This window comes from Nocardia sp. NPDC058633, assembly GCF_042717045.1.
GTDB lineage: Bacteria > Actinomycetota > Actinomycetes > Mycobacteriales > Mycobacteriaceae > Nocardia.
Map to the genome: position 1 here is coordinate 19,842 of NZ_JBHXRA010000032.1, position 10,705 is coordinate 30,546.

At 68.4% G+C, this 10,705-nt stretch carries 12 protein-coding genes; 7 read left to right on the forward strand and 5 right to left on the reverse strand.

Going from position 1 to position 10,705, the window contains the following annotated elements; genetic code table 11:
• Position 1: 1 nt before the first annotated feature.
• Positions 2–688 (forward strand): phosphatase PAP2 family protein, encoded by a 687-nt coding sequence (locus ACFWUR_RS28850; RefSeq protein WP_378911027.1) that lies wholly within the window; start codon positions 2–4, stop codon positions 686–688.
• Positions 689–701: 13 nt separating this feature from the next.
• Here the strand turns inward: ACFWUR_RS28850 and ACFWUR_RS28855 are convergent, their stop codons facing one another.
• Together ACFWUR_RS28855 and ACFWUR_RS28860 are read right to left on the reverse strand one after the other, a co-directional pair.
• Positions 702–2,732 carry an MDR family MFS transporter gene (locus tag ACFWUR_RS28855; protein ID WP_378911029.1) on the reverse strand — a complete coding sequence of 677 codons (2,031 nt, stop codon included), beginning with the start codon at positions 2,730–2,732 and terminating at the stop codon, positions 702–704.
• Between the two features lie 68 nt (positions 2,733–2,800).
• On the reverse strand, positions 2,801–3,433 hold the full coding sequence (locus ACFWUR_RS28860; protein WP_378911030.1) for a TetR/AcrR family transcriptional regulator: 633 nt from the start codon (positions 3,431–3,433) through the stop codon (positions 2,801–2,803).
• Between the two features lie 108 nt (positions 3,434–3,541).
• On the opposite strand from ACFWUR_RS28860, the gene ACFWUR_RS28865 reads away from it, so the two are divergent.
• The 3 genes from ACFWUR_RS28865 (at position 3,542) to ACFWUR_RS28875 (ending at position 5,757) form a co-directional block, all read left to right on the forward strand.
• Complete coding sequence (locus ACFWUR_RS28865) at positions 3,542–3,823, forward strand: hypothetical protein (protein WP_378911032.1); 282 nt, start codon at positions 3,542–3,544, stop codon at positions 3,821–3,823.
• Between the two features lie 104 nt (positions 3,824–3,927).
• Positions 3,928–4,872, forward strand: a complete 945-nt coding sequence (locus ACFWUR_RS28870) for an RNA polymerase sigma factor RpoD/SigA (RefSeq protein ID WP_378911033.1) — start codon at positions 3,928–3,930, stop codon at positions 4,870–4,872.
• Between the two features lie 9 nt (positions 4,873–4,881).
• A complete protein-coding gene (locus ACFWUR_RS28875) occupies positions 4,882–5,757 on the forward strand; it encodes an oxidoreductase (protein WP_378911035.1) in 876 nt (291 codons plus the stop codon).
• A 6-nt stretch (positions 5,758–5,763) separates the two neighbouring features.
• On the opposite strand, the gene ACFWUR_RS28880 is transcribed toward ACFWUR_RS28875, so the two are convergent.
• Positions 5,764–6,696 (reverse strand): NADP-dependent oxidoreductase, encoded by a 933-nt coding sequence (locus tag ACFWUR_RS28880; protein ID WP_378911036.1) that lies wholly within the window; start codon positions 6,694–6,696, stop codon positions 5,764–5,766.
• A 121-nt stretch (positions 6,697–6,817) separates the two neighbouring features.
• Here ACFWUR_RS28880 and ACFWUR_RS28885 point away from each other — a divergent pair, with 121 nt between their 5' ends.
• The 3 genes from ACFWUR_RS28885 (at position 6,818) to ACFWUR_RS28895 (ending at position 8,796) form a co-directional block, all read left to right on the forward strand.
• Positions 6,818–7,783, forward strand: a complete 966-nt coding sequence (locus ACFWUR_RS28885) for a GlxA family transcriptional regulator (protein WP_378911038.1) — start codon at positions 6,818–6,820, stop codon at positions 7,781–7,783.
• A gap of 210 nt (positions 7,784–7,993) precedes the next feature.
• Entirely contained in the window at positions 7,994–8,422 is a 429-nt protein-coding gene (locus tag ACFWUR_RS28890) for a transcriptional regulator (RefSeq protein ID WP_378911039.1), read from the forward strand.
• A gap of 26 nt (positions 8,423–8,448) precedes the next feature.
• Positions 8,449–8,796: a DUF3817 domain-containing protein gene (locus ACFWUR_RS28895; RefSeq protein WP_378911044.1), complete on the forward strand. Its 348-nt coding sequence runs from the start codon at positions 8,449–8,451 to the stop codon at positions 8,794–8,796.
• 153 nt (positions 8,797–8,949) lie between these two features.
• Here the strand turns inward: ACFWUR_RS28895 and rdgB are convergent, their stop codons facing one another.
• Together rdgB and rph are read right to left on the reverse strand one after the other, a co-directional pair.
• Positions 8,950–9,555 (reverse strand): RdgB/HAM1 family non-canonical purine NTP pyrophosphatase, encoded by a 606-nt coding sequence (rdgB, locus tag ACFWUR_RS28900; protein WP_378911041.1) that lies wholly within the window; start codon positions 9,553–9,555, stop codon positions 8,950–8,952.
• Positions 9,556–9,557: 2 nt separating this feature from the next.
• Positions 9,558–10,322: a ribonuclease PH gene (gene rph, locus ACFWUR_RS28905; RefSeq protein WP_378911043.1), complete on the reverse strand. Its 765-nt coding sequence runs from the start codon at positions 10,320–10,322 to the stop codon at positions 9,558–9,560.
• Positions 10,323–10,705: the final 383 nt, after the last annotated feature.

The following is a 10,705-nucleotide window of genomic DNA, read 5'->3' on the forward strand; positions in this document are numbered from 1 at the left end:
TATGCCGACCGCCTATCAGCAACCATCGCTCCCCGATGTCGCCTGGTCCTCGTTCTGCCGTCGGACGCCGCTCGTGCTGGCTCTGATGGCTACCGCGGCGGTGCTGATCGGCGTTCTCACCTGGCAGGTCACCAGCGGCGTCACCACCATGGACACCCGAGTGCTCGACTGGATGATCGCGCACCGCGGCGAAGCGCTCACCGATGTCGCCACGGTGATCACCGACCTGGGCGCCACGCTGTCGATGGCGATTGTCGCGGTGGTCACCGTCGGCTGGTTCCTGCTGCGGCGCAATCGGCCGGTCGCCGCTCTGGTCGCCATCACCTGGCTGGGGTCGGGGGTGCTGGTCTGGGTGATCAAACGGCTCGTCGGACGCCATCGCCCACCCGAAGCGTCGCGGCTGGTCTTCGAACCCAGCCTGTCGTATCCGTCCGGGCACACCCTCGGCTCCACCGTGGTCGTCGGCATCGTGGCGATCGTGCTGATCCCACGGCTGCGCAAGCACTGGTTCCGGGTGACCGCCACCGTGTTCGCTGTCGCCTTTCCCGTCGCCGTCGGGTGGTCGCGCGTCTATCTCGGCGTCCACTGGACCACCGACGTGCTCGCGGGCTGGATCATCGGCCTGCTGTGGCTGATCCTGTGTGTCACCGCGTTCACCCGCGTGTGGTTTGTCCCCGAACGCAGGTAGTCGTCGGCAGAACTCAGGCCTTCGATACCTCGCTGCTGTCGGCGCCCTGGTCGAGCAGCTTGACCGCGATCTTCGACAGCGCCTCGTCGAGCAACGCGCGGTCGACCGGATCCTCGGAATTCCAGTCGTCGAGGCGGTCACCGAGCCAACGCCGCCAGCCCGCTCGCAGTGTGTCGACCTCGGCATTGCCGTCGCCGGTGAGGGAGAGGGTGCCCGCGTCGTCGTGCAGCAGGCCCGCGCCGACGGCCTGCCGGAAGACCGGCGAGAGCACCTCCACCGGCAGGCGGTGACGGTAGGCGATGCCGTACACCGTGGCCGGAAGGCCCTCCTTGGAGTAGAGGTACACCTGCCCCAGCGCCCACGCCGCGTCCGGGCTCAGCGTGCTGCCCGAGGCCGCGATGAGTTCGGGGATGATCGGCTTGTCCGCCCTGGCCTTGCGCACCGTCGTGGCGACCGCGCGTTCGAGCTGCACCACCCGATCGTGCGAGTCGGGCACCGAGAATCCCTCACCCACATCACCGGCACCGTGGCGGGCGCTGTCACGCAATCGCACCTGCGGCAGGAACCAGGCGACCACGAAACCGACCAGCGCCACCGGAACGACCCAGCGGAACACGTGGTCGATCGACCGCGCGTAGGCGTCGATGATGGGCGCCGCCTGCTCGTGCGGAAGTTCGCGTAGCAGCTTCGGATTCGCCGCCACCTCGGGCGAGACCCCCGGCGTCTGTCGCACCGCGTTCGCCAGCGCGGCCGTGCTCTGGTTGGTGTAGAGCGTGCCGAAGACCGCGGTACCGAACGCGCTACCGAGGGTGCGGAAGAAGGTGACGCCCGAGGTGGCGGTACCCAGATCGGCGTAGGGGACGGTGTTCTGCACGACGATGGTGAGCACCTGCATCGACAAGCCGAGCCCGGCACCGAGAACGAACATGTACAGCGATTCCAGCCAGATGCTCGTGTCGTAGCCCATCGTCGACATCAGGCCCAGACCCACCGCCATCACCGCCATGCCGACGATCGGGAAATATCGGTATTGCCCGGTCTTCCCCACGACCTGGCCGGAGAAGACCGAGGTGATGAACAGGCCGACGACCAGTGGCAGGGTCCGCACGCCGGAGATCGTCGCCGTCGCGCCGTCGACATATTGCAGATAGGCGGGCAGGTAGGTCATCGAGCCGAGCATCGCGAAGCCGACGATGAAACTGAGCACCGACGACACCGTGAACACCCGGCTGCCGAACAACCGCATCGGCAACATCGGCGCTTTCGCCCGGTTCTCCACCAGCACGAATCCGGTGATCAGCACCACGGCGAGTACGAACAAGCCGATGATCTGCCAAGAGCCCCACGGATATTCGTTGCCGCCGAACTCGAGCCCGAGGATCAGCGACGAGACGCCGAGCGCGATCAGGCCGATGCCGAGGTAGTCGATCACCGGCCGGGTGACCGCGCGCAGGCGCGGCAGCGTGCGCGCCGCCATCACCACCATGATGATCGCGATCGGCACGTTCACGTAGAAGCACCAACGCCAGCTCGCGTGGTCGGTGAACAGGCCGCCGAGGGTGGGCCCCACGACGGTGGTCACGCCGAACACCGCACCGAGCGCGCCCTGGTACTTGCCGCGTTCACGCAGCGGAATGGTGTCGGCGATCAGGGCCATCGAGGTGACCATCAACCCGCCCGCGCCGACGCCCTGGATCCCGCGCGCCACGATCAGCATGACCATGCCGCCGGCGACCCCGGCCAGCGCCGAGCCCGCGATGAAGATGATGCCGCTGATCTGGAACAGCAGTTTGCGACCGAACAGGTCACCGAGTTTGCCCGCGAGCACGGTCGCGACGGCCTCGGCCAGCAGGTACGCGGTCACCACCCAGGCCATATGGCCCGCGCTGCCGAGATCGGCGACGATCGAGGGTAGCGCCGCCGACACGATGGTCTGGTCGAGTGCGGCCATGAGCATGCCGAGCACGACGGTCGCGAAGACGATATTGATCTTCGCCTTGCTCATCGGCTCCACGGGCTTGTCTACAGCAACGCCATCCGACATTGCCCCAGTATGGGCTTTCAGGTCCGGCGCACGAGCCCAGTGACACGGCAGCAATCGCTACCGATCGGTCAGCGCACGGCGTAGTCGCCCAGGCTCGGTTCGAGCGCGTCGAAGGCGATCTCGGCATCGCGGGTCAGCACGGCAGCGATCTCGGTGGCGGATTCACCGGCGAGAGTGCGGCGCGTGATCTCGTCGAACAACACCCGCTGGACACCGGCGAGTTGGGCCGCGGCGACGCGCGGGGTGATGTCGCCCGGGTCGGCGCCCGTCTCCGAGGCGAGCGCGTTGGCCAGCGCGGTCTGGCGGTCGTCGTGGAATTCGCGCACGCGCGCCGTCAGCGCGGGGCTGTCGGCGATCATCCTGGCGAACGGCTCTCCGCTGAACCCGATCAGCTGGTCGTGTGCCGCTACCGCCGTCAGGTAGGCGTGGCGCAGCGCGGCCAGCGCCGACTGGCCCGGCTCGCGCTCGCGCACGATCGCGGCGAGCTGATCGATGTAGATCTCGCCGAGGTCGAGGGCCAGGTCTTCCTTGCGCGGGAAGTAGTTGGTGACGGTCATCTTGGCGACGTCGGCGGCTGCCGCCACCTCGGCGATGGTCACCCGGTCGAATCCCCGGGCCAGGAACAGCGCCGTTGCCCGGTCCGAGATCTGTTCCCTGGTCTGCTGCTTCTTCCTGGCTCGAAGCCCTTGCTGCGTCGTCATGGGACCAGCGTATCTGAACTCGTCATAAATTTGTTCTTGACATATTTTTAGGTTCGTTCTAAGTTTGTGCTCGTTGCCGCGAGCGACACCGATCGAAGGAGACAGCGCATGCCGCACGGACCCGATATCGCAGCCCTCACCCGCCTCAGCACCACGAACGAAGGAGCAGCCGATATGGCCCGATACACGACAGTGCGACGCTCGCTCGACGACGCGGTCCGCGAGATCCTGACCGCGCCCGAGCCCCTCACCCCGACCAGTCGGCCGCAGGCGGTGCGCCGCACCGAAGTGAGCTTTTCGACGCACCGGCGACAGACAACCGGCTCGGCGATCCGAGGTTCGCAGAACCGCTCGACGACCGTGCGTCGGCCGATGCGGATTCCGCGCTGAATCGACCCACCGCCGAATCAGCCCAGCCGGTGACCGGCGGGGTATGCCACCCCGCCGGTCACCGGCCGCACCACTTCTCGCCGCACCTCGAACGGGAGCTTCACTTGACCATCACCGTCACCGCCGACCCCATTCGCGACTACCTCACCGCCATCGGACGCACTCCCCTGCTGACCGCCGAGCAGGAATACGCTCTCGGTGCGCGGATCGCCGCGGGTGCCGCCGCGCGGACCGAGATCGCCTCGGTTGGAGCCGAACTCACCGACGCGCGCCGAGAACTGCTGCGCCGCACCGAACTCGACGGACTGCGGGCGAAAGATCAGATGGTGCGGGCGAATCTGCGTCTGGTCGTCTCGATCGCGCGCCGTTTCCCGACCAACACCGGGATGTCGCTGCTGGATCTGGTCCAGGAGGGCACGCTCGGGTTGATGCGCGCGGTGGAGAAGTTCGACCACGAGCGCGGACTCAAGCTCTCCACCTATGCCACGTACTGGATCCGGCAGTCGATCGGGCGCGCGCTCACCGATCAGGGGCGCACGATTCGGCTGCCCTCGAATGTGGCCGATGTGCTGCACCGGGTGATCCGGGTACGGCGTGAGCTGGCCCATCAACTGGGGCGCGCCGCCACCACCGAGGAACTGGCCGCGGGCGCCGAGCTCACCGTCGCGCAGGTCGAGGCGGTGTTGCGACACGAAGCCGAGCCGGTGTCACTGCACGCGCCCATCGGCGAGGACACCGACCTGGGCTCACTGCTTCCCGACACGACGCCCGCACCGGCGGATGTGGTCGCGGACCGCATGCTCGGCGGCTATGTGGAGGCCGCGCTGGCGGTGCTCACCGAGCGCGAATCCGCGGTCATCCGACTGCGTTTCGGCCTCGATCGCGGCGAAGGCCGCACACTGGAGGAGGTGGGTTCGGCGCTCGGCTTCTCCCGCGAACGGGCGCGCCAGATCGAGGCGAAAGCCATGACCAAACTGCGCAAACCCGCGTGCGCCCGTACGCTGACCGGATTGCTGGCTGAGCTTCCCCTCTATCTTACTCCGGAGTAAGATAGAGCCATGGCATGGAAACCAACAGACATCGCGGACCAGACCGGGCGCACCTTCGTGATCACCGGGGCCAACGGCGGCCTCGGTGCCGAAACCACCAAAGCGCTGGCGGGTAAGGGTGCCACGGTGATCATGGCATGCCGCAACGCGAGCAAGGCGCAACCGATCGCCGACGCCATCCCCGGCGACGTGCGGGTAGCCGCACTCGACCTGGCCGATCTGGCATCCGTGCGCAAGTTCGCCGCCGAACAGGGCGAATTCGATGTGCTGATCAACAACGCGGGCCTGATGAACGTCCCGTTCTCGCGCACGGCCGACGGGTTCGAGACCCAGTTCGGCGTCAACCACCTCGGCCATTTCGCGCTCACCGCACTGCTGCTCGATCGCCTGCGCGACCGGGTGGTGTCGATCGCCAGCATCGCGCACAAGCAGACACCGAAGCTGTGGATCGACGACCTCAACTACGAGAACCGCCGCTACCAGCGCAATCTCGCCTACGCCCAGGCCAAGCTCGCCAACCTGATGTTCGGACGTGAACTGCAGCGCAGGCTCACCGAAGCCGGGTCGGCGAAGAAGTCCTACGCCGTGCACCCCGGGGTCTCGGCAACGGACCTGTTCGCCCGCACCGAGACCCCGCTGGACCGGATCAGCAAGCCGTTCATCAAGCTCATCGGCCATGCGCCCGCCAAGGCCGCGCACTCCACCCTGTTCGCGGCGACCGAACCCGATGCCGACCCCACCACCTACTGGGGCCCCAATCGGTTGATGCAGTCCCAGGGGCCGGTCGAGGCGTGCCCGTCGAGCAAGATCTCGCGCGACCCGGAGCTGCTGCGCAGGCTGTGGGAGGAATCCGAGCGGATGACCGGCATCAGCTACGCGTTCTGATACTTCTCACTCCACCACCGAGAGCACGATCTTGCCGCGGGTGCGCTGATTGTCGCTGATCTCGTGGGCTTTGCTCGCGAGTTCCAGCGGCAGGACGGTGTCGACCTCCACTCGCAGCGCGCCCGCTTCGGCCAGGTCCGCGACGGCACTCATGCCCGCGCTGTCGGCTTCGACGATCATGAAGCCTGCCCGCAGGCCGAGCGGGCGCGCCACCTCCACCAGTGCGGCTTCCGCCGGGGAGGCCAGCGAGACGACGATGCCGCCGGGGCGCAGGGTTCGCAGGGAGCGCGGGCCGTATTCGCCGCCGACAGTGTCGACGACCACGTCGATGTCGCGCGCGGCTTCCACGAAATCTGTTGTCGTGTAGTCGATGACCTCGTCGGCGCCGAGGTCGCGCACGAAGTCGTGGTTGTCGGCGCGGGCGGTGGCGATCACGTACGCGCCGCGAGCCTTGGCGATCTGCACCGCGACGTGACCGACCCCGCCCGCCGCGGCGTGGATCAGCACCCGCTGCCCCGGCTGCACATCGGCGGTGTCGACGAGCGCCTGCCAGGCGGTGAGGGCAACCAGCGACAACGCGGCAGCCTCGACGTGGGTGAGGTTGGCGGGCTTGTGCGCGAGATGACGGGCCGGCGAGGTGACGTACTCGGCGTAGGTGCCCGCGGCGCGCGGCAATCGAGGCATACCGAACACCTCGTCGCCGGGCGCGAACCGCGTCACGCCGACGCCGACCGCCTCGACCACCCCGGACACGTCCCAGCCGAGCGGGGTGATCGCGCCGAACAACCCGCCGCTGCTGCGATGCCACGAATCGGTGGGATTCACCCCCGCCGCGTGGACGCGGATCAGCACTTCCGCCGGGCCCGCGGTGGGCTTGTCGACCTCGATCACGCGCAGGACCTCGGGTCCGCCGAAGGTGTCCTGACCGATTGCGCGCATTGCTTGTCTCCCTTTGCTTCCCAGGCCGTTTCGATGCGAACCGGCCCTGTGCAGACCACGATGCCGGGTCGACGACACGGTGACGAGTGGCAAGAAAGCCAATATGTGCAAGAATCTTGCCATGCATCGTGTGGTGGTTCTGGCCTTGAACGGGGTCTATCCGTTCGAACTGGGGATCGCGGGCCGGATCTTCGGTACGGCGACCGGTCCCGATGGTGCCGCGCTCTACGACGTGCGCACCTGCAGCCTCGACGGGGCGCCGGTGACGACCGAAGCCGACTTCAGCATCGCCGTCGCCTACGACAGCAGCGCACTCGACGAGGCCGATACCGTGGTGATTCCACCGTTCTCCACCTGCGACGCACCGGAATCGGAGTGGATGCCCGACGGTCTGGCGGGCGCGCTCGCACGAGTGCGGCCCGACGCCCGCATCGTCTCGATCTGCACCGCCGCGTTCGCGCTGGCCGCCCTCGGCCTGCTCGACGACCGCCCCGCGACCACCCACTGGAAACAGGCCGATCGATTCCGCAGCCTGTTTCCGCGGGTCAGGATGGATGCCGACGTGTTGTTCGTCGACGAGGGCCGCATCGTCACCGCGGCGGGCAGCGCCGCCGGGATCGACGCGTGCCTGCATCTGCTGCGCCGCGATCACGGCAGCACGGTCGCCAATGGCGTGGCCCGCCTGTGCATCGTGCCGCCGTGGCGTGAGGGCGGACAGGCACAGTTCATCGACCGTCCGATTCCCGAGCCCGCCACCGCGACCACCGCTGCCACCAGGGCCTGGGCGTTGACCCACCTCGACCGCCCGCTCCCGCTGACCGAACTGGCCTCCCACGCCGGCATGAGCGTGCGTACCTTCTGCCGTCGCTTTCGTGAGGAAACCGGCCTCCCACCGGGCCAATGGCTCACCCAGCAACGCGTCGGCCACGCCCGGCACCTCCTCGAAGCCACCGACCTCCCCATCGACCGGGTGGCCGCCGACGCGGGCCTCGGCACCGCTGCTTCCCTACGCCAACACCTGGCCACCACCATCGGCGTGTCCCCCACCGCCTACCGCCAGACCTTCCACGCCAGGGCCACGCGCTGACCCCACCGCCCTCATCGGCGCCGGCCCACGGTCGCTCTGGGCCGGCGGCCGCACCGCTTCGAATATCACCCAGAGGCGTGCCGACCACCACGGCCGACCATCGCCGCGCTGCCGACCGCGGCCGACCCACCTGTGACACCCGCCTCGACCGCTCACCCCGGCCGCGACCTGCTCCTACGTGCGCTGTAGTAGGCGGGTACCGTGGAGCGCGTGTCCGTTCCACCTCCTCGCCCGGCGCACAATCGTCCGGCCCTGATCGCGCTGGTCTGTGTCGTCGCGCTGGGCTGTCTGGCGCTGGCCTGGTGGCAGTGGGAGCGGTTCGACTCGGCTACCGGGTCGGGGCAGAATCTTGGTTACGCACTGCAGTGGCCGCTGTTCGCCGGGTTCGCGGTGTTCGCCTACGTGCGGTTCGTGCGGCTGGAACGCGAGGCCGACGAGCCCGTCGCTCCCCGTGGCGACAAGGCCGAGGCGCCGCGTGAGATCCCCGCGGGAATCCTGCCCGAACGGCCCGGAGCCGCGTCCACCGACGACCCGGAAACGGCCGCCTACAACCAGTATCTGGCGCACCTGCACGCCAGCGACATCGATGCGCAGATCCGCACCGCCGACTTGCACTCCCCCGAGAGGAACGCCGGGTGACCGACAACAACACCACCGCACCGTCGCTGAACGAGGCGACCACTGTTCCGGCAGGCAGCGCGCCCACCGCCAACATCGCCGCGGCCCTGCAGCGCTACCGGGTCCTCGCGTGGGTCACCGGCCTGTGGCTGCTGCTGCTCACCATCGAGATGATCGCCAAGTACGGATTCGGCGTCGACACCCCCAGCTGGATCGCGGTCGTGCACGGCTGGGTGTACTTCGCCTACCTGCTGGTCACCGCCGACCTCGCCGTGAAGGTCCGCTGGCCGATCGGCCGCACCGTCGGCACGCTGATCGCGGGCACCATCCCCCTGCTGTCGTTCTTCGTCGAACACCGCAACGCCAAAGACGTGAAGCAGCAATACAGCCTCTGACCCCAACGAAAAGCGCCGCCGCCCCGGTAATCCGGAGCGGCGGCGCTGACGTTGTACGCCCATATCCCCTGGACGGTTGATCACCAGGCCTTCAGGTCGACATCGGTCGAGAAGGATTCGCCACCAAGGCCTGGTGATCTTGATCGTCGGAGTTCAGGCCAGGGCCGCGAGTGCGGGGAGGAGCTGAGTCAGGGCGCGGCCTCGGTGCGAGACGGCGTCCTTTTCGGCGGGGGTGAGCTCGGCGGCGCTGCCGGTGCCACCGTCGGGGAGAAACAGTGGGTCGTAGCCGAAACCGCCGTCGCCGTGGGGTTCACGGGCGATGGTGCCCGGCCATTCGCCGCGCACCACCGTGGTCGTGCCGTCGGGCAGGACCAGCGCGCAGGTGGAGACGAAGCGCGCGCCGCGACGGTCGTCGGGGACGTCGCCGAGTTGGGCGAGCAGCAGGGCGTTGTTGGCGGCATCGTCGCCGTGGCCGCCTGCCCACCGGGCCGACAGCACGCCGGGCATCCCGTTGAGCGCGTCCACCTCGATGCCGGAATCGTCTGCCACGCAAGCCAATCCGGTGGCGACGGCACCGTCGCGGGCCTTCGCGATCGCGTTCTCCTCGAAGGTGGCGCCGGTTTCGGGCGCCTCCTCGTAGGGCGGCACCTCGTTCAGGCTCACCAATTCGACGCCGGCCACCCCGGCTTCGTCGAGTATCCGGCGCAGTTCCTTCAGCTTCTTGGCATTTCGGCTGGCGACCAGCACGCGCACTGCCACGACTACTTCTTCGCGGACAGCTCGGGCAGGGTGCCCGGGTACGGCAGCGCCAGCGCGGATTTCTGGATCGCGAACAACTGCTCGGCGCCGGCGAAAGCCGAATCCAGCATCTTGTCCAGGGTCGACCGCGGGAACGTCGCACCCTCGCCGGTACCCTGGATCTCGACCAGCGTTCCGGTGTCGGTGGCCACCACGTTCATGTCGACCTCGGCGCGCGAGTCTTCCTCGTAGGGCAGGTCCAGGCGCACGCGCCCGTCGACCACGCCCACGCTGACCGCGGCGATCATGCACGAAATCGGCTGCGGGTCAGCCAGTTTGCCCGCGGCGGCCAGGTAGGTCACCGCATCCGAGAGCGCCACATACGCGCCCGTGATCGCGGCGGTGCGCGTGCCGCCGTCGGCCTGCAGCACATCGCAGTCCAGCGCGATCGTGTTCTCGCCCAGCGCGGCCAGGTCGATGCAGGCCCGCAGCGAGCGCCCGATCAGCCTGCTGATCTCCTGCGTTCGCCCCCCGACCTTGCCCTTCACCGATTCGCGTCCACTGCGGGTGTGCGTGGCCGCAGGCAGCATCGCGTACTCCGCGGTCAGCCAGCCCAGCCCCGAATCCCGGCGCCACGGCGGCACCCCCTCGGTGACGCTCGCGGTACACATCACCCGCGTCTGCCCGAATTCCACCAGCACCGACCCCGCCGGGTGCGTGGTGAAACCCCGAGTGATCTTCACGTCGCGGAGTTCGTCATCCGCCCTACCATCAGCTCGTCTAGACACAGCCGACACCCTAGCTGTCCCGCCTCCCCGAGTATGTAGCGAGTCGTCCGGAAGCTCCCCTGTCGGCTCTCGACCTCACGCCAGGTGAGCCACGGCTAGGAGTTGGTTGTGGAGTTACCCATGTACCAACGAAATCAGTAGCCACGTCCGCTCCAGCCACGCCATGCGAATCCCCGAGCCCACCGGTCACCCACACCACACCGCTCACCTCGGACGCCCCGGCCCAACCGGACTCGAGACCACACCGTGCGCCCCGGCCAGCCCCCGGCTTCCACTACCCCCAACCCAGCCACCGCACTCCCGACCCCTAGGGAGGGACGGCCACGAAGTGGCCGGTCCGCGGCCGGGTCGCCGGTCAGGCGCCGTTGCGTAGGCGACGAAGG

Bases quoted from the DNA above. Each gene is read 5' to 3' on its own strand.
- ACFWUR_RS28850 (WP_378911027.1), top strand. From the start codon at position 2: ATGCCGACCGCCTATCAGCAACCATCGCTCCCCGATGTCGCCTGGTCC.
- ACFWUR_RS28855 (WP_378911029.1), bottom strand. From the start codon at position 2,732: ATGTCGGATGGCGTTGCTGTAGACAAGCCCGTGGAGCCGATGAGCAAG.
- ACFWUR_RS28860 (WP_378911030.1), bottom strand. From the start codon at position 3,433: ATGACGACGCAGCAAGGGCTTCGAGCCAGGAAGAAGCAGCAGACCAGG.
- ACFWUR_RS28865 (WP_378911032.1), top strand. From the start codon at position 3,542: ATGCCGCACGGACCCGATATCGCAGCCCTCACCCGCCTCAGCACCACG.
- ACFWUR_RS28875 (WP_378911035.1), top strand. From the start codon at position 4,882: ATGGCATGGAAACCAACAGACATCGCGGACCAGACCGGGCGCACCTTC.
- ACFWUR_RS28880 (WP_378911036.1), bottom strand. From the start codon at position 6,696: ATGCGCGCAATCGGTCAGGACACCTTCGGCGGACCCGAGGTCCTGCGC.
- ACFWUR_RS28885 (WP_378911038.1), top strand. From the start codon at position 6,818: ATGCATCGTGTGGTGGTTCTGGCCTTGAACGGGGTCTATCCGTTCGAA.